General features: G+C 45.6%; 22 protein-coding genes and 2 pseudogenes. All 24 read right to left on the bottom strand.

All coding sequences use genetic code 11. From position 1 onward, the window contains the following. Positions 1 to 97: 97 nt before the first annotated feature. The 24 genes and pseudogenes from F5971_RS03405 to F5971_RS03520 all read right to left on the bottom strand — a co-directional run bounded on the left by F5971_RS03405 (position 98) and on the right by F5971_RS03520 (position 25744). Positions 98 to 370 (bottom strand): hypothetical protein, encoded by a 273-nt coding sequence (locus F5971_RS03405; RefSeq protein WP_036509665.1) that lies wholly within the window; start codon positions 368 to 370, stop codon positions 98 to 100. Positions 371 to 536: 166 nt separating this feature from the next. Continuing rightward, a complete protein-coding gene (locus tag F5971_RS03410) occupies positions 537 to 935 on the bottom strand; it encodes a hypothetical protein (RefSeq protein WP_036509663.1) in 399 nt (132 codons plus the stop codon). 293 nt (positions 936 to 1228) lie between these two features. Beyond that, positions 1229 to 1453, bottom strand: a pseudogene (locus F5971_RS03415) (transposase domain-containing protein); the annotation flags it as partial. A 230-nt stretch (positions 1454 to 1683) separates the two neighbouring features. Beyond that, entirely contained in the window at positions 1684 to 3273 is a 1590-nt protein-coding gene (gene tnpC, locus F5971_RS03420; RefSeq protein ID WP_223116248.1) for an IS66 family transposase, read from the bottom strand. 26 nt (positions 3274 to 3299) lie between these two features. Further along, entirely contained in the window at positions 3300 to 3647 is a 348-nt protein-coding gene (gene tnpB / locus F5971_RS03425; RefSeq protein WP_036514962.1) for an IS66 family insertion sequence element accessory protein TnpB, read from the bottom strand. After that, positions 3647 to 3940 carry an IS66 family insertion sequence element accessory protein TnpA gene (gene tnpA, locus F5971_RS03430; protein WP_036514959.1) on the bottom strand — a complete coding sequence of 98 codons (294 nt, stop codon included), beginning with the start codon at positions 3938 to 3940 and terminating at the stop codon, positions 3647 to 3649. The genes tnpB and tnpA overlap by 1 nt, the downstream gene beginning before the upstream one ends. A 367-nt stretch (positions 3941 to 4307) precedes the next feature. Continuing rightward, positions 4308 to 5339, bottom strand: a complete 1032-nt coding sequence (locus F5971_RS03435) for an IS110 family RNA-guided transposase (RefSeq protein WP_193494079.1) — start codon at positions 5337 to 5339, stop codon at positions 4308 to 4310. 93 nt (positions 5340 to 5432) lie between these two features. Further along, positions 5433 to 5522 (bottom strand): annotated as a pseudogene (locus tag F5971_RS03440) (IS66 family transposase); the annotation flags it as partial. A gap of 50 nt (positions 5523 to 5572) precedes the next feature. Beyond that, positions 5573 to 6541, bottom strand: a complete 969-nt coding sequence (locus tag F5971_RS03445; RefSeq protein WP_051514677.1) for an ATP-binding protein — start codon at positions 6539 to 6541, stop codon at positions 5573 to 5575. Between the two features lie 4 nt (positions 6542 to 6545). Further along, the gene (locus F5971_RS03450) at positions 6546 to 7490 is read right to left on the bottom strand and encodes a tetratricopeptide repeat protein (protein ID WP_036514699.1); all 945 of its coding nucleotides are present in this window, start codon (positions 7488 to 7490) and stop codon (positions 6546 to 6548) included. After that, on the bottom strand, positions 7487 to 7855 hold the full coding sequence (locus F5971_RS03455) for a hypothetical protein (RefSeq protein ID WP_036514696.1): 369 nt from the start codon (positions 7853 to 7855) through the stop codon (positions 7487 to 7489). The genes F5971_RS03450 and F5971_RS03455 overlap by 4 nt, the downstream gene beginning before the upstream one ends. Positions 7856 to 8241: 386 nt before the next feature. Further along, the gene (locus F5971_RS03460) at positions 8242 to 9855 is read right to left on the bottom strand and encodes a protein kinase domain-containing protein (RefSeq protein ID WP_051514676.1); all 1614 of its coding nucleotides are present in this window, start codon (positions 9853 to 9855) and stop codon (positions 8242 to 8244) included. 62 nt (positions 9856 to 9917) lie between these two features. After that, complete coding sequence (locus F5971_RS03465; protein ID WP_051514675.1) at positions 9918 to 11666, bottom strand: protein kinase domain-containing protein; 1749 nt, start codon at positions 11664 to 11666, stop codon at positions 9918 to 9920. 51 nt (positions 11667 to 11717) lie between these two features. Continuing rightward, positions 11718 to 13325, bottom strand: a complete 1608-nt coding sequence (locus F5971_RS03470; protein ID WP_051514674.1) for a protein kinase domain-containing protein — start codon at positions 13323 to 13325, stop codon at positions 11718 to 11720. A 195-nt stretch (positions 13326 to 13520) separates the two neighbouring features. Then, a complete protein-coding gene (locus F5971_RS03475; protein ID WP_036514693.1) occupies positions 13521 to 14483 on the bottom strand; it encodes a serine/threonine protein kinase in 963 nt (320 codons plus the stop codon). 71 nt (positions 14484 to 14554) lie between these two features. Next, the gene (locus F5971_RS03480; RefSeq protein WP_036514690.1) at positions 14555 to 15109 is read right to left on the bottom strand and encodes a hypothetical protein; all 555 of its coding nucleotides are present in this window, start codon (positions 15107 to 15109) and stop codon (positions 14555 to 14557) included. Positions 15110 to 15172: 63 nt separating this feature from the next. Beyond that, positions 15173 to 17902 (bottom strand): FHA domain-containing protein, encoded by a 2730-nt coding sequence (locus F5971_RS03485; RefSeq protein WP_193494081.1) that lies wholly within the window; start codon positions 17900 to 17902, stop codon positions 15173 to 15175. Between the two features lie 68 nt (positions 17903 to 17970). Further along, positions 17971 to 18636 carry an FHA domain-containing protein gene (locus F5971_RS18370; protein WP_223116249.1) on the bottom strand — a complete coding sequence of 222 codons (666 nt, stop codon included), beginning with the start codon at positions 18634 to 18636 and terminating at the stop codon, positions 17971 to 17973. 14 nt (positions 18637 to 18650) lie between these two features. Next, positions 18651 to 19589, bottom strand: a complete 939-nt coding sequence (locus tag F5971_RS03495) for an Lcl domain-containing protein (RefSeq protein ID WP_051514673.1) — start codon at positions 19587 to 19589, stop codon at positions 18651 to 18653. A 79-nt stretch (positions 19590 to 19668) separates the two neighbouring features. Further along, the gene (locus tag F5971_RS03500; protein ID WP_193494083.1) at positions 19669 to 21699 is read right to left on the bottom strand and encodes a protein kinase domain-containing protein; all 2031 of its coding nucleotides are present in this window, start codon (positions 21697 to 21699) and stop codon (positions 19669 to 19671) included. 4 nt (positions 21700 to 21703) lie between these two features. Next, complete coding sequence (locus F5971_RS03505; protein ID WP_223116250.1) at positions 21704 to 22774, bottom strand: PP2C family protein-serine/threonine phosphatase; 1071 nt, start codon at positions 22772 to 22774, stop codon at positions 21704 to 21706. 2 nt (positions 22775 to 22776) lie between these two features. Beyond that, positions 22777 to 23685, bottom strand: a complete 909-nt coding sequence (locus F5971_RS03510; RefSeq protein ID WP_193494085.1) for a serine/threonine protein kinase — start codon at positions 23683 to 23685, stop codon at positions 22777 to 22779. 3 nt (positions 23686 to 23688) lie between these two features. Further along, the gene (locus F5971_RS03515) at positions 23689 to 24543 is read right to left on the bottom strand and encodes an RDD family protein (protein ID WP_036514781.1); all 855 of its coding nucleotides are present in this window, start codon (positions 24541 to 24543) and stop codon (positions 23689 to 23691) included. Positions 24544 to 24547: 4 nt separating this feature from the next. Then, on the bottom strand, positions 24548 to 25744 hold the full coding sequence (locus F5971_RS03520; protein ID WP_051514682.1) for a PP2C family protein-serine/threonine phosphatase: 1197 nt from the start codon (positions 25742 to 25744) through the stop codon (positions 24548 to 24550). Positions 25745 to 25748: the final 4 nt, after the last annotated feature.

Here is a 25748-nt window from a genome sequence, read left to right on the forward strand (position 1 = left end):
TGCTGAATACCACGGCGGTAATCTACAAAATTGCCGAGTATGTGAGCACAACGCCCTGTGGCATATTGTGACTCGGAATATTAGACAGAGTCAGCTCCTAACCATTGAAGCGAACATAGGCTTTGCTGCTATAACGAACCCCGCCTTGGCTCGACAGCCTGAGCACTAAAAGCAGTTCTATACCTGAAACCAGATCGAGTGCCTGAGGCTCAATTGCCCGCCACTTGTGATTCAACCAAGCCTCAGCAGGCTGAAGAACACACTGCAAACGCTCACAATAAGCTGCATTACTACGCTTTACTACCATTTCAGCCGTTTGCCTGGCCGATTCTGCCAGCCGTTCAGGGGCCTCTTGCTGACCAGCGCACATCAGCAGCTTTATCCCGCTAAGCCTGTTGCTGCCGCGCTTGCAACTGCTGTTCAGACTATAAGCTCTACCACTCAATTTCACTCATCAAGCGGGTAGCTAGCACACGCCGATAACAAAATAATCACTACCAAAAGCCATTTAAAAGACAACACTGTTATCGCATGAGTTAGTTAAGACGTGATCGCATATGATTACAGTTATCCTGGCTATATACACCACTATCCATCATGCCTTGCACAAAAGGTGCAACGTGAACATTCTTGACACAATCACTCATGCTCATACCCTTCGTGGCTCCAAGCAGAAGACACCCCTGATTGCATTCTTCCGGTGATACATCATCACTAGTCAACATAGAATTGAATGTCTGATGAAGATCTTTTATCGTCATTGAAACGCCTACATTATCGCAGCGTGACTTAACAGCTAAGGAAATCTCATACGCTAAATAACTTTGGATGTTCGAGCAAATGGGGAGTGGCTTATCAAAAAAACTATCAGCGTTAACCGCTGTTGCGCTAAGAAAAGCCATAAGAACTATAGTCAGTAGTCGTTTCTTTTTCATACCTTTAACTCATACTTATGCGCTGCGCTTTGGATAAACAAATTAGATATCTACTTTAATCTTATTACATACGACTATGATATCTGTCAGAATTTCAAGACAACCCTAAAATATTTGCGCCATTCATATGAATTTAAAACTTGAAACATACATTCGTGAACGCAGCAAGCAATTAAATCAATCGTTAGCAGAGATTTGCTGGCTTGCAGGCATCAGTCGACAGACTCTTTACGAGTGTTGGCAAGGTGATAAATACCCATCACTTAATAGTAAGCGCCAATCCAACCACCCAGTTACATCAACTCAGGATTTAAGCTAGCGTTCCAAGGCAACAGTTTCTCGATAGCATCCACACTCTGCGCGTTGGGCAGTTCTTTGAAGACCACTTTTAAATACTCATACGGGTTCAGACCATTGGCCTTGGCTGTCTCGATTAAACTGTACAGGTTAGCACTGGCTTTGGCGCCCGCCTGGCTGTTGGCAAATAGCCAGTTCTTTTTGCGGCCCACAGTGAAGGGTAAGCGATCATTCTAAGACGTCATTGACATAACAATAATAGTCCCGAGCAATGCCTAACATCACCAGCCAGCTCAATATTTAGGACTTTTTCCTATATACACTCAAGTCACTAGGCGATAAAGTTATATCAGACAGAGGGGCAATGGATAGCCGCAACTCTCAAGGCGAGAGCCTCTGTCTTCCTTCAGGATAGGACGAGTGCTGCAGGGATGCAGCGGAACCATCAACCTTACTGGGGCTTCATCTCTCGAGAAAGATCCGACCGCAACGGCTGATCTGCAAACTGCTCTTTCCAAACTCTTGGCGTTAACTCCAACACTCGGCTCGCCGGATGCTCATTAACCCGCAACAGCACGTCTGTCAGATAGGTATAAGGATCGATATCATGCAGTTTACAGGTACTGATCAGGCTCTGGATAATACCCACATGTTCAGCACCCAGTTCAGTCCAGCAGAATAGCCACGCCTTTCGACCCATCGGGATTGGACGCAGAGTTCGCTCCAGGTGATTGGTATCCAAGGGTACGTCTGGATCTTCTAAAAACACCCGTAATGCTGTCTTTCGTTTTAGCACATAATGAACTGCTCGCAACAATGGACTCTTCGGCGTTAAATCGTTGCGAAGCAACTGTTGCTCGCACCACTCATAGAATGCATCCACCTGCGGCTTGCTGTGCTCAAGTCGGTATAACTGTTTTTTCTCACCACTCAATTTCTGTGCTCGGATCTCTTCTTCGACTTGGTACAGCAGTGCAATATAATCCAGCGCCTGACTTACAGCCGCAGGCTCTTCTTGTTCTGCTTCAATAAACTGTCGCCGACTGTGTACCCAACACTGAGCCTGGATGACTCCCTCATTCTTTGCTGCATATGAAGCATAAGCAGAATAGCCATCACTAATGAGCGTGCCATTGAACTGATGTTTCAGTATGTTTTCGATATGTTGTCGTCCTCGACTGGACGAGAAGGTAAACACGACCTCATCTTGATCACCATAGAGTGGCCAGAACCAGCTTTGCTTGAGTTTACCTTTTGTCGCCTTGCCTGCCTTGATCGGCGTTTCGTCCATGGCTAACACTTTGCTGCGCAGTATATTTGCCAACTGAGCCTCAACGATGGGGCGTAATAGTTCGATAGGACGCTGAGTTAGCGTGGTCAAGGTGGTGCGGCTCATCGTGATGCCGGAGTGGCCCATGCGTTGATGTTGGCGATACAACGGTAAGTGGTATAGGAATTTATCGACCAGCAGACCGACTAGCAAACTGACATCGGCAAAACTCCGATCCAATACATTGAACGGAACTTGACTTGGCAAGGGTTGTTTGGCCCCCTTGCGTTTAATAATTGGGCGATCATATTGCAACACTACATAACTGGACGGACGCTGCGCCAAACGGAAGGTACTTTTGGTGCCAATCACCTCGAACTGATCTGCATCAGGTCCTTCAAGTTCTGGCGTTGACAGTGAGATCACTTTAATCGGTACCTGATCATTAAAGCGCAGGCCACTATCATTGATGCAATCGTCTGGACGTTGTTTAGGGGCTTTACCTCGTTGATAGGTAATAGAGACCTGTTCCCCCTCGGGCTCTGTAATGGGTTGCACTTCGCCCAGCAGGCTAGGTTGATGTGGATTATCAACCGGACGCTTCTCCGATTTCTCACCAAATAACTGCTTTTCAAACCAGGCCACTCGTCGTTTCAGTGCCTCGTTTTCATCACGTAGAACACTGTTCTCAGCGTTCAGGCGCGCGAGTTCTGCGACGGTTAAGTCGCTCTTGGAACAGGCTATTTCTGTTTGTTTTGGTGGAAGATTCATGGGTGTGGATTATACCAGACCCCACCTTAAATCGGATGTTGATAGCGCTTGTATTGACGGATTTTTTGCACTTCAATGCCATCTAAAATCAATTGCAGATCGGTCCAGCTCAGAGGGCGCTGTCCAGTGGCTGAAGCGTTCACGCGGAATTGTCCCTGTTCAAGCCGTTTACTCCATAAGCAGTAGCCCGACGGTTCAAAATAAAGCACCTTCATCTGGGTTTTGCGTCGATTGACGAAGACAAAGTACTGGCCACTCAGCGGGTTGTGGTGAAGCTGATTCTTCACCAATGCACTCAATCCTTGAAATGACTTGCGCATGTCAGTCGGTTGAGTGCAAAGCCAGATCCGAGCAAGGTTGCCGGGCGCAAACATCAGGGACGACTCAGGCGAAGCTCGACACCCTCGCCTAGACTGAGCACTATTGACCAGCCGCTACTTGCATGACCGCCTGACAAGGTGCCAAGGTCAATAAATGCAGCCTCTTCTGAGCGCTGGGATTGGGAGCGGACTGGACGTTCATTGATAAGTCGCTTGCGCCAATCGCAAAAGCTGGCATAGCCTAAGCCTTGCTCTTCGCAAAAACGTGCAGCGGAGAGACCGCTGTTACGCCACTGATCGATAAAGATCTGCCATTGCTCTGGGGTATGACGGGTATAGCGTTTCATATGATGCTCTCCTGAATAAATAGGAGACTAGATTATCGCGCGATGAGTGTGAGGGGCAGAACGTATTAAAATGAACGTGTATGGACTCCTCCTCTTTTGCAAGCACTTTGTTTGATCGAAGCTAAGGTACGACTGCCTACGTGTATCCGGTCTCATGAATGATGCCGCTATGAGGCATCAGACCCTAATGGGCTATCCGCGCACTGACTCCCAATCGGTTACTCGGGCTCAAACCACCGGTTCATTCTAGGGTTTTTTCAATGCCGGTTCGACCTGTTCGCCATCAATCAAAGTGCCACGCAATCGTGGTGAGATTTAACTTCTAATTAACTTATCGTTCGACGTATCTATCTACTCAATTGAATGCTCATGCAGCTGCCAAGCTTTCGTTGTAATCTACATTGTTGTAAACCAAGGCCCAAGCCATACGGGCTGTTTTGTTGGCTAATGCAACCACGGCTACATTGTGATGCTTCCTAGATACTAGTCCTTTTAACCAGCGACTCAGCCCATCATCCTTGTTGGTCATGTGACGCATTACAGCTCTGGCACCGTGAACTAGCAGTTTGCGTAAATAACTATCCCCGCGTTTACTTATGCCTAGCAGTCGATCCTTGCCACCTGTACTGTGTTGTTTGGGCGTAAGCCCTAGAGAAGCCGCGAAATCGCGTCCTTTTTTAAATGCTTTTCCATCACCTAGTGCTGCGATCAAAGCACTGGCAATTAAGGGGCCTACACCACGTAACGTCATTAAATGCTTGGCAACAGGGTCATGTTGGACGCTTTCAAGGATCTGCTCATCCAGCTTTTGAATACGGTCATCAAGATAACGAAGGTCTTCTGCAAGGTCACTTAACAAAAGCCGGAAAGGATAAGTGAGACCATTCTCAGTATCTTCTAACCAGCAGGGCAAATTATGCCTTAACTGGTGAATGCCAACGGGCGCGATGATGCCGTATTCACCGACTAAACCTCGAATCTGGTTAGCCTTGGCTGTACGTTGAGCAATCAGTTCTTCACGAACTCGATGCATCGCTTGGATATCCTGTTGTTCAACCGATTTTGGTGTGACAAAACGCATGTTAGGTCGACTCATGGCTTCGCAGATAGCTTCAGCGTCAACACGGTCATTCTTGTTGCTTTTGACATAGGGTTTAACGAACTGCGCGGCAATCAAACGAACTCGGTAACCACGCTTTTGGAGTTCTCGCGCCCAGTGATGAGAGGAAGCACAGGCCTCCATACCGATTTCAGCATTAGCGGGCACTTTCTTGCTGATCGCATCAAGCCATTTACTGCGTGAATATTTTCCTTGCCAGCAGGTTTTACCTTGACGGTCAGCACCATGAACATGGAAAACAGACTTTGCAATATCAACACCAACACGGATAATAGTCATATGGGCTTCTCCTCATCGTTAGATGGTTTGTTGTCTACTCACCATTTTGGCACATCGATGCCGATTAGGTGAGGAGGAGTCCATCCCATTGGTTACAGTGAAGGGACGGATGGCATTTTCTGCTCGGTTGTTATCAATCGGATAAGCACCATCATCCAGATACCGGATTAACCGATCCCACTGAGCGGCGTGGCAGAAAGCGTATTGTGGTTAACCAGAGATATAGGCTCGACCTAAAAGAAACCCATACGGCGTTTTTTGCCTCCGGACTGGGTTTCAAGAAAGTCGGCTAATTCCTGATACTGCCCACCCTGATTGGCGTATTCCACGACATTGCGTGCTAGGTCCAGCCATTCCAGGGTGCTGGGCTGGATACTTTTTGCCAACTCTAATAGCAGAGCCTGGGTGATTTTTTCATCCTTGCCGCTTTCTAAAATGGCTTCTAGCACCGTTTCTGATGCTTGGTCAACCAACCCTTTCAGATCGGCACCAGAAAAACCCGTTGTAGCCTCGGCCAGTTCGGCATAATTCAGTGATGCAATGGGCAACTCTTCCAGCCGCTGTTGCAGAATGCTGCTGCGGGCAGATAAATCGGGCGGGGGCACGAGCAAGGTACGATCAAAACGACCGGGGCGACGAAAAGCACTGTCGACATCCCAGGGGGCATTGGTGGCCCCTATCACCAGCAGGTTTTCGTTATTCGTGTCGATGCCGTCCATTTCAGCCAGAAACTGGTTGATCATATTGCTCATGCCGCTGGAGTGGCGCAACAACTCGCGTTTACGTCCAAGAGCATCCATCTCATCAATAAAAATCACCGCCGGTTTATGGGCGCGGGCAGTAGCGAACAGGGCTTGCAGGTTTTTTTCACTGTTGCCCATCCACATATCAAGAATATCGCTGATAGCTACATTAAAAAAAGCTGCTTGACATTCCCCTGCCAAGGCACGGGCAAACCAAGTCTTGCCGCAACCGGGTGGTCCGTAGAGCAGCAGTCCTCCACCTGCTTGTTTCTTGAACTTCTTAAACAGCTCTGGGTTACGAAACGGCTCAATAATCTTCAAGCGCGCTTGGCGTTTGAGTTCATCCAGCCCACCGACCTGCTCAAAGGTGATGCGGTATTTTAAATTTGCCGGTTCAAACCGTGTCAGTTGATATTCAGTCACTTGGTTAGGCACAGCATCCGGATTATCATAACTCATGGTTTTAGTCCTTATCTGTGAAGAACAAGAGGAAGAGGCGATACACACCATAGCAAGGCGCAATCAAAAACAAGCCCACACCTGCAGCCACCAGAAAATTGATCAGATTAAGCACCTGCCATGGAAAGAAAATCAACGGCAACAAAAACAGCAGCAAGACACCCGGCATGTGTTTATTCAGATAAAAAAGAGCGCTGGCTTGCAGGCAGGCGGTGATTAACAATAAAAACACCCAGATGTCTGAATGCAGCGCCAAAGCGTGCAGCAGTTGAGCCAGCAAGATGTGCCCCACTGCCAGAGTCACATGAATGGGCAAGCTGCGCTCTAATAGACTGAGTGATTGACGCGCATCATGGTCAAAAGGATTGAGCCCCAGTGCTTGTCGTAACCGCTTGCGCTTGATCCAGGGTAGAGGTTCAAACTCAGCCAAGAGCGCCAAAGCCCGTTGATCCTGCGGGTTAATCTGCAAACAACGCATCAACAATTTGCGCGCAAGATCAGATCGACAACAGACATTCCCATACACCAGCGCCATAAAGGTCATACCCTGAGTATGCAAAGGCTCTTGGGTAAGCAGGGTTTCAAAACAAGCCTGACTGGAGCGTAAATCGCCCTGAAAGCCCTGAATCAAGCCTTTCCAAGCCAGCAGGCTAGAGTTGGCAGGCTCTTGCTTCAATCCTTCACTAAACGCCTGCAAGGCTTCCTGAGGTTGATCCAGCATCAAAGAGATCTGGCCTTTCAACAGCCAGAAGTCCGCGTATCCAGTTAGGTCGGCTTGAAATGCCTTAGCTTTTTCCTGAGCCTCTTGCCACTGGCCCGCCTCCATCAACCCAACCAACCAATACAGATTTGGGGTCACAGCACCACCACGTGCAATTTCATGACGCGCTTCCTGAATCAAGTCCTGCGGACGATCCAGTTCTAGCAATAGTTCAAGACGCGATCTCACAACCTGAACTCATCAAAAAATGCGGGCAGCTTCAAGCGAATACACTGCTTACAGGGATAAACCACGGTTACAAGAGTCAACAAGAAAGCGACAGAAGTCAACACAGGGTGTAGGAGTAAAGCCAGCAAGCCGCCGACAAAACTCACTAGATGTACGGCTAGAAGCTTTCGTGGTGGGTAATAAAAATGAAAGCTCACCCAACTCGCTAGGGTGATAAAAACTGCCAAGGGTAAAAGCGTGCTAAGCCAAATTGACCAACCTAAAGCACCAGCAAAGGCCAGAGACAATTGCAGGTGCCAGAGAAGGATGAGCAAATGGCTGAGCAGTAGGCGCAATAATTGGGCAATACTATCAATTGCAATCACTGCATCATATCCAGTCGAAGGTTAATTGTATGACCATTATGTAATAACTTTATCGCCTAGTGACTTGAGTGTATATAGGAAAAAGTCCTAAATGTTGAGCTGGCTGGTGATGTTAGGCATTGCTCGTGACTATTATTGTTATGTCAATGACGTCTTAAAATGAGCGCTTACCTTTAAAGAAGCAAAAACATTTGGGTTCCTCAAAGAGCAGAGGCTGTAAGCGAGACAGAAGCTGTTGTTGCTATGCCAGTCGCCGAGCATGCCGCAGTTGCGGCTGGCAGGGCGGGAGTTCTTTAGGGTGCAATTGCATATTGCTGTTCCCTAATAAATTTATAGTCATTGTAATTTTAAAACTGTCCTCTACTGCAAACCTTCCAGTTACTAATTTATAAACTTCGCACCAAGCGGACCCTTAAATTATTTCTCCAATAGTCTGTACTAGTGCTACCATCACTAAAGTCTACAATCCATAGACTATCTGCACTATCCGGATATGCTGAACCCGTCCAATACTCCGAAGGTAATGCCTCTAGAAATGCTTGAAGATAAATAGTTGGGCTTTGAAAAACACCATCGCAACGCCCATCTAACCAGTTTTGATAGTTTCCTTCTCGAACAGCTCGCCCTAATAAGTCTAATTGGTTCTCACGCCGCGAATTAGAGGAACAATAAACGAGCGTATAAAGCTCATCTAGGTTTGGTAAACGCCAATCATCATAACCAGCAAGCGTGGTTTGTTCGCCAAGACTACTAGCTTGCGACCAATTAAGCTCTAACGCGTCTCCTAGACACGTCTCACCTGTCCAAGTTTGTCCAAGACTACAGCGCATCCAAGTGAGGTTGGTTATAGTGTCAGTAATGGTGCCATCTTGATTATCTAAATAACGTCCACCAAGCAAAGTATCTGGTTGTGCTTGGTTTTGTGGCTCAATAATGTCTTCTGGCGCTTTAGGCTGAGTTAATAACGATTGCTTTTCGGCATGATGTTGTTGGTAAACATACCCACCACCAAGTATCAGTGCGATTACGACTATACCGATTATTGGGGCTTTGCTGGTTTTGTTACTTTTGAGGGCCTTTTCATTTGATTCTAGCTTGGGTTCTGGAGGCTGTCGTAATGGGTGTTCTGGTATTTCGACAAGCATAGACTTGGCTTCTTGAGCACTTTGAGGACGCTCTTTTTCTTTGAGTTGCATGCACTGGTCGATAAGTGCCACCAACCCGGGTGGGCATTGCTGAGCTATAGGTAGTTGATTGACGGGGATGTGGGTGTCGTCTATCACCCTAGCAGTCGCCTCTTCAGGCGTTTGCGCAGTCAGGCATTTGTAAAGCGTTGCACCCACAGCATAAAGGTCGGTGGCTGGTGCAAGTTTAGCTTTGGAGCTGTATTGCTCTAATGCACCGTAACCCGGTGTCACCACCACCGAGTGGCTTTTTTCAGCCAGCTCTTCTTTTGCCGCACCAAAGTCAATCAGTACCGGTTTGCCACCGGGTCGTAGCATGATGTTGGCGGGTTTGATGTCGCGGTGGATCAGGCCGTGCTGGTGAACCACCTCGAGACCATCGAGAAGCTCTTTAGCTAAGTGTTCGACTACCTCAGGGGTCAGGGTGTGTTTGCGTTTGAGGTAGCTATCCAGCGGTTCACCATCAATAAACTCCATCACTAGATAAGCCGTGTTGTTTTGTTGGAAGTATTTGAGAATACGCACTACCGCAGGGTGATTGAATCGAGCCAAAGCACGGCCTTCTTCTAAAAAGCGTGCCATGCCTCTTTCGTAGTCGATTTGGCCATTGGTGCCTAAAGCACTAACGGTTTGTCCATCACGACTGGCTAAATCACTAGGAAAGTATTCTTTAATCACCACCTGGTTCTGTAAATGAATGTCTTGAGCAAGGTAGGCAATTCCGAAACCACCCTGGCCCAATAGGTCTTGAATAACATAATCACCCAGTTGATAACCTTGCGGTAAGGTGCGGTGGTTGAAGGAAAATTTACCCATCTTCTATCCTATTTAATGCATTAACTTTTGTATGAAGAAAACGTTAACAGATAAACAAAAAGTTAATTTCTATGCGCGGTTCGTACCAAACGGACAAAACATTTATCGCTCTTGTTAAGGTTGCTGACATGGCCACTGCAGAAACTGACACCCCACGCACTTGACCTTACACCCCAAGCACGATAATTGCTGTCGGAGATAGGCGACGAGGACCAAAACCAACTCGCAGGAGTAGCAGGGAAGGCCAATGGGTTAATTGTAGGTGTTTGATAGTCACCTTCGCAACGGCCATTTTGAATTATGTCGTGGACTTCTAACAGCCGCCCGTTAGAATCCAAGTGAAATCCCCGCTGTTGGCCCGAGGAACAATAAACCAGTGTATGCAACTCCTGAATGCTGGGCAGACGCCAATCGCTGTAATCGGCAAAGCTAAATCGTCTAAAGAAACCGCCTTTGGGAATAAGAGTAGCGGCTGTCCAGTTGTGCTCAATGGCTTCACCAGTGCAGATTTGCCCATACCATTCCTGACCAATGCTGTAACGCATCCACATTAGACCCGTATGGGTGTCGGTCACCGTGCCATCATTATGGTCATGGTAGCGATTGCTAATCAGAGGAGCGCTGATATTTTCTACTGGTCTTGCTGCTTTTGCTTTAGGCTTTGATTGGGCATTTTTTGATGATTCGTTTTTCTCTGCATCAGTTTTAGTTTGTTTTGGATTACTATTTTCTGGTTCTATCCTCCATCCTTTTGCACCTGCTAATCTATCAATAATATTTCTAATCACAACAACATCCACACCAAGTGTTTGTGCTTTAGTAATGATTAAGTTGATTTCTTGTTGTGTGATAATTCCGTCACTACCAGCCATTTCGATCATGGCGTCTAGGACCGCTGAGTCATTCTTGAGTGGTTGTGGTGGTGTTCGATTTTCAGATCCAGTTTCAGTTAGCAAGACTTTGGCTAGCTGCGCATTTTGGGGACGGTCTATTCCTTTCAGATGCATACACTGGTCGATGAGTGCAACCAAGCCAGGTGAGCATTGCTGAGCTATAGGTAGTTGATTGACAGGGATGTGGGTGTCGTCTAACACTCGGGCACTGGACTCTTCAGGCGTTTGCGCTGTTAGGCATTTGTAAAGCGTTGCACCGAAAGCATAAAGGTCAGTGGCCGGTGCAAGTTTAGCTTTGGAGCTGTATTGCTCTAACGCACCATAACCTGGAGTAACAACAACAGAATGGCTTTTTTCAGCCAGCTCTTCTTTCGCGGCACCAAAGTCTATCAGTACCGGTTTGCCACCGGGTCGTAGCATAATGTTGGCGGGTTTGATGTCGCGGTGGATCAGGCCGTGCTGGTGAACCACCTCGAGACCATCGAGAAGCTCTTTAGCTAAGTGCTCGACTACCTCAGGGGTCAGGGTGTGTTTGCGTTTGAGATAGCTATCCAGCGGTTCGCCGTCAATAAATTCCATCACCAGATAGGCGGTGTTGTTTTGTTGGAAGTATTTGAGAATACGCACCACCGCAGGATGATTGAATCGAGCCAAAGCACGGCCTTCTTCTAAAAAGCGTGCCATGCCTTTTTCGTAGTCGATTTGGCCATTGGTGCCTAAAGCACTAACGGTTTGTCCATCACGACTGGCTAAATCACTAGGAAAGTATTCTTTAATCACCACTTGGTTCTGTAAATGAATATCTTGAGCAAGATAGGCAATTCCGAAACCGCCTTGGCCCAACAGGTCTAGAATAATATAGTCACCCAGTTGATAACCTTGAGGTAAAGTAAGGTGGTTGAAGGTGGGTTTATTCAATGGACCATCCTTTTTTGAAAATTTAATAAAAGCTCATCTTTACAGAAATAATTACAACTCATCTCGAACAAGACGAACAGAATGACTATACCGACGGTCAAACGGTTCAGCCCCACCATCCTCGAAATTTATACCCCAGGATCCAAAACCCAATTGACCTTTTGTTTCAGAGCTAGTCCATGCAGAAGAGGTGAAGGTGTTTGGAAAAGCTTGAATCACGATTGTGGGACTATTGAATTCTCCTTCACAACCTCCATCTAAAAATACATCTCCGAGCTTAGCTGTATAACCAGACTCGTCTATTAATAAATCTTTCTGTTGTTCTGAGGTACAGTTCACAATAGCATGAAGTTCATAAACAGTAGGTAGCCGCCAATCATTTTTGGATGCGAAATGAGTTTGCTTACTGTCATCAAGAGCATGCCGCCAATTATAGTATGTTGGTGCTCCACTACAGAAACTACCTGTCCAAGTTTGTCCAAGACTACATCGCATCCAAGTAAGATTTGTCTCTATATCTGTGACTGTGCCGTCTTTGTTGTCTTTGTAGCGCCCGCCGATCAGAACAACTTCCTCAGCTAATGTTTGCTTTGAATCAACTGGTTGTGACACTTCAACTGGCACAGACATTGATGTAGATTGAATAAAGAAATATCCACCAAATGCCATCACAACCCCACCCAACAGAACACTGACTAGCAAAGAAGCTTTTTTCGTGCTTTTTCTTTTTGTTGTATCTGAAGCCTCTATGGTATCGGTGGTTATTAATGGTAAAGGATCTTTTACGATCACATCACTGAGCAATCCTTTGGCTTGCTCCGCACTTTGAGGTCGCTCTTTTTCTTTGAGTTGCATGCACTGGTCGATAAGTGCCACCAACCCGGGTGGGCATTGCTGAGCTATAGGTAGTTGGTTGACGGGAATGTGGGTGTCGTCTATCACCCTAGCAGTAGCCTCTTCAGGCGTCTGCGCAGTCAGGCATTTGTAAAGCGTTGCACCCACAGCATAAAGGTCAGTGGCCGGTGCAAGTTTTGCTTTGGAGCTGTATTGCTCTAATGCACCGTAACCCGGTGTCACCACCACCGAGTGGCTTTTTTCAGCCAGCTCTTCTTTTGCCGCACCAAAGTCTATCAGTACCGGTTTGCCACCGGGTCGTAGCATGATGTTGGCGGGTTTGATGTCGCGGTGGATCAGGCCGTGCTGGTGAACTACGGCAAGGCCGTCTAGCAGTTCTTTGGCGAGGTGCTCGACTACCTCAGGGGTCAGGGTGTGTTTGCGTTTGAGATAGCTATCCAGCGGTTCGCCGTCAATAAATTCCATCACTAGATAGGCCGTGTTGTTTTGTTGGAAGTATTTGAGAATACGCACCACCGCAGGATGATTGAATCGAGCCAAAGCACGGCCTTCTTCTAAAAAGCGTGCCATGCCTTTTTCGTAGTCGATTTGGCCATTGGTACCCAAGGCACTAACGGTTTGTCCATCTCGACTGGCGAGTTCATTGGGGAAGTATTCTTTAATGACGACTAGATTTTGCAGCTGACTGTCTTGTGCAAGGTAAGCAATCCCAAAACCACCCTGCCCCAACAAGTCTTGAATAACATAATCACCCAGTTGATAACCTTGGGGTAAGGTGCGGTGGTTGAAGGTGGGTTTACTCATGATTTTTCCTATTATTCCCTAAAAACTAACCTTTAATATATCACGCACCAAAATTCAAATTTATTCTGCAATCCGACCTTCCTATCGTATTCGCCCCATTAACCAAAGAAAATGCAGTACCATAGACTAGACCCTTCACAATAACGACCCATCCCACAACAGGATCTACCGAAAAATTGGTACTATGTTTAGTTGTCATGATTTCATCATCTCGTTTCTGCTTAATGCCTTCTTTAATACACTAATGCATTTCTTTACATACTTAAAAGTACCGCCTTCCTTAAGCAAAAATTTTGCTTCATTAGCACTTTGGGGGCGTTTTTTTTGATTGAGTTGCATGCACTGATCAATTAGCCTAACCAGGCCCCGTGGACATTGTTTGGCAATCGATAACTGATTTATAGGAATGTGTTCATCATCATGAAACCTAAAGTGAGCATGCTCAGGAGTTACTGCTGTCACGCATTTGTAAAGGGTTGAACCAAGCGCATAAAAATCAGTAGCTGGCGAGAAGCTAGGCTTACAGAATAACTCTTCTGGAGGCGTGTAGCCATCGTTATTCAATGCTCTTTCTGGATCTTGATCTAAATTCTGAAGGGCTGTTTTAGCAACTCCAATGTCCAAAAGTACTGGTTTGCCTTTGTGGCTGATAATGATGTTGGCCGGTCTGATGCCGCGATGAATCAGACCGTATTGATGCAAGACCTCAAGACCATCAAGCAGTTCGGCGGCAAAGTGCAATGTAACTTGTGGGCTAAGGGTGAATTCACGTTTTAGGTATTTATCAAGCGTCTCACCTTCGATATAGCTTACCACTTGGTAGGCGGTATTGTTGAGTTGGAAGCATTTAAGAACTCTTTCTAGCGCTGGATGGTAAAGACCTTCAAGTTTTTGACCTTCTTCTAAAAAAACTTTCAAGCCCTTTTCATAGGCAGTTTTCGCATCAACGTCGTTATATGTCTCATTGATGGTTTGACCATCACGACTTGCAATACCAATCGGGAAATACTCTTTAATAACGACTAGGTTTTGCAGCTGAATATCTTGTGCTAAATAAGCTATACTAGACCCACCCTGCCCCAATATATCCCGAATAACATAATTACACAGTTGATAGCCTTGCGGCAAGGTAAGGTAATTGAATTCAAGTTTAACCATCGTTTTTTTCCAAAAATGTTATATTTGCAATCACGACAACGGCTCTTTATTAACGGATATCTCTAAAACCACTAGTTTACTCTTCGAATCATCAACTCACTCGGCTGACTTAGCAGACTCATCAAGTCGTTATACGTTAGGGAAAAGCCAACTTTAAATTCGCCTATTTTGGTACTCACTAAGCTATAGCCTTCGATGCGCAAAGGTGGTTGCTCCAGCAAGTTCAAAGCACGGTAGGGCTCGCGGATAAATTGTGTTGGGTTGAAAAGCGTATCAAAAAAAACAGTATTAGTACCACCAGAAGAAGCCACTTCAAATGGCGTTTGACTGCTACCACTACCAATATGTTCATCACCTAAATATGCGTCAAAATACACTTCTTTTACTTTTAAATTAAACGCACTGTTATTAATTAATTTCACTCCAAAACCCAGCGTTGTTTTCAAACGCGGGTAACTATTAGGGTCGAATAAATTAACCGCACCTTGCTTATCCATTGATACACTGACCTGAACACTGGTTAACTCGTAATCTACATCGTCGGCCACAAATTGGGCGACCTTAGTGCACCCAGACAAGCTGATAAGCAATACCAACACAATTAAACGTTGCAACAGGCTTTCCATAATCTTACTACCTTTTAAAAAATAAAAGCATAAATAACAGACTTTTTTACTAGCAACATACGATCAAGCATTATCACGTTGCTTTAATAACCAACACACTGCCACCAAGGGAAGCAGAGTGAATAACCACAACATTAATAAAACCATCGAAGAGTTAACTTGTGCTGCACCGTAATTGCGCTCAGTTAATTGACGAGAAGACACGCAAGTATCGAAGGCTACTGTGTCATAAAGATCTGGCGCCACAAGATCACGGCATATTTGCTCTGCTGGATTATTAGTCTCGTAAATCCGAGTCATATCCTCGACGGCCCAGCGAGTAGGCATTACTTGAGCCAACGTATATGCAATCGGATTGCTATTATCACTCATTTGCTTAACCGTCATCATGCCACCACCAAAAATAATCATGGGTAATAATACAATAGGTACCAAAGCAAGCGCCTGTGCCTGTGAACGTGACAAAGTTGAAACCAGTAATCCAATACTTAGGCCAGACAGTGAGGTTAAAAAAACCAGCAATGTAATCGTATAAATACCATCGCCTAACCTTAACGAAAAGGGTGTGAATAACCAGGTAACACCAACTAAGAGCAGGCTTTGCAGGGCGCACAATAACGCCAACACCCCAAATTTAGACATAACATAAGGTAAAATACCTAGGCCTACCTTGCGCTCGCGTTCAAAGATGGCACGCTCTGCCACAATTTCCCGTGAAGCATTAATATTACCAAACCATACCGCGGAAATCGCCAAAACAAACAATAGCGTTGTTGCCATACCTGGCAATACCGCATCACCTAGATAGGCTTGTTCAGAAAACAACACGGCAATCATCATGCCGATCAAAGGTGCCTGCGCCAAAAGTATAGAAGTATTGACCTTATCTTTTAGCTTGATTCTTAAAAAGCGCTGACTCAGCGTCCACCATTGCCTTAATGCAGAGATCCCTTGTTTTGATTCACCTTTTAACTCCTTTACTTTACCACTGCGTTTTGAAACATATTCTTGGTACTCCTTGGATTTAAGGTATACGCCTTGCCAAAGTCGGCCCTTTTTATTTCGCTCAGAACTCGGATTTAACTTGATCTCACCCGCATCCTCCTCCCCTTGATGCAAACCGATCAGTGCATTATCCGGATTATTCAACAACGCCTCATCCTGCCGGTTGGCATTAAAAAAAGTAATAGAATTGGGATAAGTCGGCCCGTAGTAAGCCAGCTTACCGTAAGATAAAATAATCTGGCTATCCATGATTTTGTAGTTATCGAAACTAGGCTGATGAATCGTGATAATGATCGTCTTGCCTTCATTGGCCAGTGCACGTAATAACTCCATGACCATGCGCGTATCCACCGCCGACAAACCCGACGTTGGCTCATCTAGGAAAATAATTTTCGGATCCGCCAGGAGTTCCATTGCTAAATTCACCCGCTTGCGCTGCCCACCACTGATCCCCTTCTCTGTATCTGGCGAACCAATCAGCGTATGTTCAACTCCGGCTAAACCAAGTTTGCTTAATGTTTCTTGAATACGAGCATCTACCTCGCTTGCTTGCATGTCTGGCGGCAACCTTAAACGTGCATAAAAGTGCAATGCTTCGTAAACAGTAAGCTCTGGATGTACAATATCGTCCTGCGGAACATAGCCAATCCATGTTTTAAACAAGTGAAAGTTATTATAGATATCAATACCATTGATATAAGAAGACCCTTGTGTAGGTTTGTCATAGCCATTCAAGGCCTTCAGCAGCGTCGTTTTGCCCGCCCCCGATAAACCCATTAGTCCCACCAACTCTCCAGGGTGTATGGTTAAGCTAATATTATCCAACAAGTGAGTATCTAAGCCCACCGTTTTGCTTATTCCACGCGCCTCAAGTGTTAAGCCATCTAGGGTGGAATTTTTGACTAACTGACTTTGCTGATTTTCATCAATTTCCAAATGAAAACTATACAAGCCCAACATGAGCTCATCTTGGGCTTTTAATAACGTCGGCTTGCTAATCAGCACGCCGTTGACAACAGTGCCATTGGTTGAGCCCAAATCTTCTATCTCATAGGCATTACCTCGTCGCTGCAAGCGCGCATGGTGCCATGATACGCTGCTATGAGGAACTGATATATCGGCCTTAGGATCACGACCAACGACTAACGAATCAGCACTCACTTTAATACGTGCCGCCTGCTGCTGACTTTGACTACTCATGTATGCAAAAAGTCGCTCTACCGGTAGTCGATAATTCCCCAGTAGTAACACCTGCTCCGGATCCAACAGCCATTCTTTAACAGGCTTAAACCCATCAGAAAGGATAAGATAGGTGCCATTGGTGCTATTCAGATCGCGTGCCTGCCAACGGCCATTTGCAAGCTGCTGCACCTGCAAGTGATGCGACGATACCACCGCCGCATCAATCACAACATGGTTATCGGCTGCCCTACCCACTGTAAAGACGGGTCTGCTGTGCGTACCCGGTGTATTCTCAACAACTGCTGCACTGTCAATGTGGGCGATGACCTCAAAACATATTGCAGCATCTCCTAGCATTACTTGTTGTCCATGCACAAGCATGTAATGTTGACCTGGCACTAGTCTGGCACCGTTTAAATATGTTCCGTTAGTCGAGCAAAGGTCCTCAAGCATCCAGCCTGCACTCGTTTGGAAAATACGGATATGCTGACCAGAAACGTGTGTATCAGACAACACATGAGTGCAGCCTGAGCCTCGGCCAAGCAAGTTTTCGCCAGGTAACAGAACAACATCATGGGCTGAAGATGTTTGGCTTTTAAGTTTCATTTATGAGTACCCGCCTTCGATTCCGGACAACCACTGACATTACAATGACCCGTTTAATTTAAAAATCTTTATTGACTATCTTGCCAGTCAAAATCCATCCCGCAAAATGGGACAAACTTCAAGGTGGTCGCACCCAGCTGCATTTGTTCGCCACCATTTAGAAGCACCGGCTGCAGCACGGGGGCATTATTAAGATAGGTCAGGTTTTTACCCCCACCATGGTTGACATAATAGCAGCGCCCTCTTGGATCGTAGGTGATGTTGGCGTGGGGTTCACGCGAGACTTCCATGTCACCAAAGTTGAGTGTTATTCGGCAGTTAGCACGACCTATGGTATTCATCCCATAGCCTAAAGGGAGAGCAGCACCTTTGCCTGGTCCGTCAACGATGACAACCCAGCCAACAACCGGATCCTTCATGTAATCGAATTGCGCCGCTTCGACTGTTTTGGCAGAGCTACTAAGCGTATCTGTTTCTTGCGTCTTGTTGGGTCTGAAAACGCGGGTCTTTTCATCCTCTTGATAGGGTTTTGCTTCCGCACCCGTGATGGCATCAGTAGCTTGTGGGCGGCTATAGCCTCCAATATCATCGATAAAGTCGGTTTTGTTGCCATAACCATAGCTATCATTGCCACCCGTGCTTTGATTCTTTCCCATTTTATGGGTTTCCACATCATCCATTGGGTGAGCGGATCTTTCGACAATACGGCGTGTTATATCATATTTTTCAGTCATTTCAGTTCTCCAATTTAATTAACACTTTTAACCAATCTCACAAAGTGCTGGTAGTCATTAGTGTTCCAATAAACTTTTGCATCAGCAAAATTCACATTCCAATGTGATTCGTTTTCACGATGGACCGTGCTTGACCATACGAACCCCATCGGGTCATTTGAAAAAACGGATTGATAAACGCTTGGTTCAACCCCCTGTACCAAGGTTAATAGCTCGGTGCGTGTTGGCACACGCCAATCGTTTTGATCGAGATAATTCGCTTGATTTGCAATAGTGGCCGCAGCCTGAGTGCGATCACCCTGGTAGGTGGCTGGTTGCTCGCTACAGGTCTGGTTCGGTTCGTCCCAACGTTGCCCAAGTAAGCAGCGGCTCCAGAGTAAACCACTGCGGGTATCGGTGGCGATGCCATTGGCATACACCACAAATGAGCCGTTCATGATTTGGTTCACTGGTATATCTATCTGGGGCGGATTGCGCATTATTTCTTGGGCTTGTTCTAGCGCACGGGTGAGTTCTTCGACGGTGGCTTCATTATTTGAGGTCATGGTACTGTAAAAATACCCACCCACCCCAATTATCGCCAGCATTACCACCGCGACCAAGCCACGGGTTTTATTGCGTTTCTTGTTTTCAAGCTGTAGATGTTTTTGTTGGATACGGAGTTGTTGGGCGTGTTTGGCGTCGATGCAGGCTTTGAGCTGAGCATAGCTAAGTTCGACTTCGCCCACTTTTACACCTCCTTGTTGGCCGACGCGAAGGGTGTCGCCGGCTATTTGGGTATCACCTGTGGGGATGGTGCCATTGACGCTGCCGGCGTCCTTAACAACCACCATGTCTAGCGCTGGCTCAAACCAGGCCTCGGCGTGCATGCGACTCACTGCATCATTATCTATTATTAAATCGACTTGATCACCGTGATGCCGCCCGATTCTAATCCGTGTGGTTTCTGGCATAGTATGTCCTTTGATGTGTTACCTGTTTAAGTTTATATCCAACAATAGCTGTTCAACAAAATCCGTTGCGCGGCCAAAGTCACTGTCCGCCGCGCACAAGACGAACCGGCAAGCTCATATACCGATCGTAGATGACGGCTCTACCATTGGAGAAGTCCACCTTCCACGCGCTATGAGAATGGTTGGCATAGCGCGAATCCGACCACACAGACGGACTCCATGACACCTTCCTTGTATAGTGAAACGCGTCAGTAAAAAAGGTGGGGTACTGATAGTCTCCTACACAACCTCCGTCTAGAAAAGTAACGCCTTGCTGAACCGGTCGTCCGCTACTATCCAATCTTCTTTCGCGATGTTGTCCTGAACTGCAGTATACCAGTGAGTGGAGTTGGTCAAGGGTTGGCACGCGCCAGTCAGATTTACCGGCATAGGTGGTTTGTTTGGCGATGTCTTGCGCTGTTTGCCAGTTGTAACGGCTCGCTTCACCAGAGCAGGCGCTCCCCGTCCATGTTTGCCCTAGTCTACAGCGCATCCAAGTGAGGTTGGTTTTAGTATCGGTAATGGTGCCGTCTTCATTGTCTAAATAACGTCCACCAATCAATGCAGCTGTTTGGCGTTGTGCGTCAGCTGCGCGCTGTTCTGCGACTTGCGCTTTTACGCGGTTTACAGCATCTGATTGTGGTATGACGTCTTCAGCGCGACTTAACATAAGATTTGCACGATCAAGGTCACCGTTACGAAGCGCTTCTTGTGCTAAAGCGATGTAGCGTTCTACTATTTTTTCATGCCCTTGTTTTGCTTGTTTATTATCCGGGTCAAGCTCTAATACTCTGCGGTAGTGATGTAAGGCACTGTCATCTTCTGGGATGGCAAGCCGATTAGCTTGCAAGGCTGTTTCAGCAGCCTGCAAACTTCGGGCGATGGCGTGTTGGCGATGTTCTTCGACTTGAGGTTGCTCTTCGGCTTGGGCTATGCGCTGTGCTTCAGCTATGCGTTGCTCTTCGGCTTGGGCTATGCGCTGTGCTTCAGCTTTACGTTGCCCTTCCAATTGTGTCAATAACTGTTGTTTTTCCGCTTCATTTTGCTGGTAAACATAGCTTCCACCGCCAAGCAGAAGCAGCAGTGCAGCTATGCCGATGAGAATTGGGGCTTTACTGGTTTTTTTAGGCTGGGTTTCCGTGCTTTCCGTTTTTGATTGGGACTGAGTCTCTGGCTCTTCTGGTGGGTGCGGTGTTTCTGTTGTTTGCGCAAGCATTGCCTTGGCTTGCTGGACGCCTTGAGGTCTTTCCTTGTCTTTAAGTTGCATGCATTGGTCGATTAGGCTGACCAGGCCTGGTGGACATTGTTTGGCTATCGGTAGTTGGTTGAGCAGGATGTGTTCGTCTTCATAGAGTCGAGCGCTTGCTTCTTCAGGGGTTTGTCCCGTCAGGCATTTGTAAAGCGTCGCGCCCACGGCGTATAGGTCGGTGGAGGGTGACAATTTGGATTTCGAGCTGTATTGCTCTGGGGAGCCATACCCCGCTGTCACCACCACCGAGTGGCTTTTTTCAGCCAGCTCTTCTTTTGCCGCACCAAAGTCTATCAGTACCGGTTTGCCACCGGGTCGTAGCATAATGTTGGCGGGCTTGATATCACGATGAATCAGCCCATGTTGGTGAACCACCTCGAGACCATCAAGAAGCTCTTTAGCTAAGTGCTCGACTACCTCAGGGGGCAGGGTGTGTTTGCGTTCGAGGTAATTATCCAGTGGTTCACCATCAATAAACTCCATCACTAGATAAGCCGTGTTGTTTTGTTGGAAGTATTTGAGAATACGTACCACCGCAGGATGGTTAAAGCGGGCAAGGGAGCGTCCTTCTTCTAAAAAGCGTGCCATGCCTTTTTCATAGTCCACTTGTCCATTAGTACCCAAAGCACTGACTGTTTGTCCATCACGACTGGCTAAATCACTAGGAAAGTATTCTTTAATCACCACCTGGTTCTGTAAATGAATGTCTTGAGCAAGGTAGGCAATTCCGAAACCACCTTGGCCCAATAGGTCTTGAATAACATAATCACCCAGTTGATAACCTTGCGGTAAGGTGCGGTGGTTGAAGGTCGGTTTATTCATCTTCCTACTCCACCTGAATAACGCGTTGATTATCATCATTGCTTGCTTCGGTGTACGGTGGCTCTACCTTTGAAGCTGGCACTGCTTCAGAATAAGGTGCTACGGAATTAAGATCGTCAGAAATAGATTCCTCTGTTCGTGTCAACTCCTCTATTTGGGTAGGTTCTGTGTTTGGGATCGGTTTCTCAGCAGGCTTAAAGAATGCGAAGGCTGCCACTGCTAACATAAGCGTTAAAAACACGAGTCCGGAGATTAACACTCGTGTATTTTGCACCTTTGAACTGTTATTGCCATAGTGTTTGTAGACCGCGAGTGAGATATTATCGCCTTTTGGCCCCCCACGCTTAGCCGCTTCATCAACCATTTTTTGTGGCCATGTTTCAATACCCACTTTTCCTTCCAAGTTGATCGCTTTTGTTATTTCAGGTATGTCAAATCTCTCCCAAAGTCCGTCAGAACACAGCAAAAGTGCATCTCCGGCTTCGAGTGCCGTCTCACCTAAAGAGACCTTAGGTGGGTTTTCTCCACCGACACTTTGTAGCAGGCGGTTTTGATCCGGGTGAGTGCCCATTTCTTCTTCGGTGATTTGGTCTGTATCCAACAGCATTTGCACAACAGAATGGTCGCGTGTTCGTTGTGAAAAAACACTTTGTTTGAAATAGTACAAACGGCTATCACCAACATGCGCCCAATAGGCATGGTTACCAAGAATGATTGCGACGACAAGGGTTGTTCTTGGCGAAATATTTTGTAACTCACCTTGTGTTTTAATCTCTTCACTCGCGTGATGCACCATTTGCTTGAGAAAATCTTTTGGATTGCTTGGGGAACCTTTTTCTTGTTGAAAACATTTTACACAAACATCTACCGCAATCTTGGATGCTAACTGCCCACCACGATGCCCACCCATGCCATCTGCCACAACAAGCAGGTGATTGTTATTGAGCGTATAGACCTTCACGCTATCTTGCTGTTCTTCTCGCCCGCCAATATGAATAGCGCTAGCGATATCATATGTTTTAGTTTTCATTTTATTCTTTGCCTTTTGTTCATGATGAAAATGAAAGACCGTCAATTTTACCAATTAAGATATTGTGTTTTACTAGTACCATGGACTCTGGACTTCCACTCATCATAGTTTTTGGGGCGTGCTTTTTGATCGACCTGTAAACCATTTATAAGCATCTGAATAAACCGCTCATTATGTTTGTATTTAGCTAACATAGCTATTGGCACTAAAGGATCATTTTTACCTTCATATAAGGTGTTAAATCTCTCCATAACTTCCATGACCTTTTGGCCCGTAACACACTCGTAGAGGGTGGCTGACAATCCATAATAATCAGTCCAACTTCCTATATTTGAATTAGTAATATACTGCTCATAGGCTGCATATGGTGGTGTTAGAACACGTGTCATTTGCTGACTATGCTCCCCTAATCTTTGACGTGCGGCGCCAAAATCCAGCAACAATGGATAACCGCTATCCAGTAACAGAATATTGTCGGGTTTGATATCCCGATGTACCATTCCCGTTTTATGAACTAAATCCAATCCTTGCATAATAAAATCGAAAATAAATTCGACCTCTTCTGGCTTAAACTGAATACCTTTTTTAATGTAAAAAGAAAGTGCCTTTCCGGGATAGAACGGCATGAGAATGTATGCAGTGCCATTCGCTTCAAAATAGCGTTTCACTTTTACAATTGATGGGTGTTCAAACCTCACTAATGAAAAAGCTTCATCTTTAAAACGGTTTAAGCCCCATTCAAAATCACTGAAACTTATATTGGAGTTCGGTCTAACGGTATCGTTCTCATCTCTATATGAAAGACCGATCGGAAGGTACTCTTTAATAGCGACCTTTTGACCTGAAGATGGCTCATCTGCCATATAGGTCACCCCAAAACCACCCGCACCTAAAACTTGGGTAATAATATAGCGGTCAAGACGAGTACCTAGTGACAATGTATTTCGGCTCTGCATAATTTAACCCCGCGAAACTTGAATTTCAGATCCACCAATTTGGATTCTAGATTGCAAACTAATCCGCTTAGGATGATGAGGCTGTAATCGTTGCTCATCGACAAGAGTACCGTTCATTGAGTCAAGATCTTCAAGAATCAAACTTGTTGACCCTGTATCCAATTGCAAACGAAGTCGTAGATGTCTTCCAGAAACTGTATTATCAGGCACGATGTGCGTGGTATCCTCTGTTTTTCGACCACCAAGCACGATTCCCGCTTCGAGTTCTTGTTGTGATACAGAAAAACGCACTGCATCACCACTATTACAAAATCCCGAAATCACCCAGGCATTATGTGATGGTTTTGGAATTTCAGAGGGTTCATCAGGAATATTCGGAGGTGCTGGGATGGGGTCAGGAATTGGGTCAATTGACGGAATAGAGCCACGGTTCGAGGATTTATTCACCACAACGGTTTTAACTAAATAATCATGTAGCGTTTGTTTATTTTGGGTAAATAACGCGAGAAAATAGGTAAATAAAACCAGGGTATTCCTTAAAACCTCTCGCCCTAAAGCGCGACCAAACGTTAGCGTATTCCCTTGAAGGTGAACAACCTGAATCTTCATTATTTGTTTACCAAATGTTGCATGCTTTGTTGAGCTATGCATTACTGCAAAATATATGGGCGGGCACACTATCAAAAGAAACAAATCAAAAACTATTAACGCATCTATATCTATAGAAAAAACACTCAGAATCAATATAGCGGAAACTATAATCCAATATATCAATCCTAAAATAATAGAATCGATTATAATTGCAATTGCACGTTTCCAAATGGGAGCAATATTAAGAGAGCCTTTAATGAGATTCACTGCATTATCCTTCTGAAACTTTCTTATCTTGATTAGTCATTTCACTTACAGCATCGGCGTTATCTGAAACTCTATCATTCACTGGCTCTTCTAAAACTGGGATAGGCTCTTGAATTGAATCGTCAATGAGTGTGGAATCAAATATTTGGTCTATCGATTGATCAAAATCAGCCGATTTTTCAATAAGATGATCTTTAGTTGCTTCTGGGCTAAGCGCTTCATCTTTTAGGCGATCAATATAAAAATAAGCAACTAAGCCAAGGACTATCATTACAAGGAGTAGAATGACCCACTTAACAACGGTTATATTTTCTTTTGAGAATGAGTGTTCCATAACAGGATCGTCATCACGCATTAAAGCACTCCAACTGACCTGATTAGCGGTTGAAGCATTTGATGGTGTACCATGCAAATCAGACAAACTACCGTCAGTTGGCATAAGTGCAGCAACCATAATGGTTGTATTATCTTGTTTTGGATTTTTCTTATTTAATACAGCCTGTAACAGCATATCTGTTAAATCGTCATGCGGGGTGTGCTGCTGCCATTTTTCGACTAGACGTTCAATCTCTTTTTCTGAAAGGGTTTGAATACCATCACTGGCAATAATTACTACATCTCCAGGTGATAAAGCAATACCAGTTGTGGGTTGATCAACCTTCTCAATTTGATCACCCATCACTACAGAAATCAACGAATTTTTTTGCGGATGACTACTGGCTTGTTCCTGAGTTATTTCACCTTTAATTACCCGTTCAAGCAAAATTGGCGCCATCGAATGATCTTCGTTAACTTGGCGAAGTTTACCGTTTGAATAGAGATAAAGCGGAGAGTCACCAACGCTAATCCAATAGAGTATTTTGTCGTAGACAAAACCTGCAAGATAAGTCGCTCCCATGCCTGTTAACTCAGGCTTTTTGGTAATAATCTCGCAAATCTGCTGGTTGCCAAGATCCATTGAGGCTTTAAGTTGGGAGACCAGTGTATCTAAGGTAACTTCTTTAGAAAACACCTGTCGATAAGCCTTAACAAGAGTTTTGCTAGCAACATCACCAGCAGCGTGTCCGCCCATGCCATCTGACAACACAAAGCCTATGCAACCACTTTTATTAGTTTCTAACCAATAGCAACTGTCCTCTTGGTAGGGTCTTGCACCTTGATGGGTGCTTGAACCATAGGATAGTATTAACCTATTTGACATACAA

This window comes from Nitrincola alkalisediminis (assembly GCF_009821115.1).
Classification (GTDB): domain Bacteria; phylum Pseudomonadota; class Gammaproteobacteria; order Pseudomonadales; family Balneatricaceae; genus Nitrincola; species Nitrincola alkalisediminis.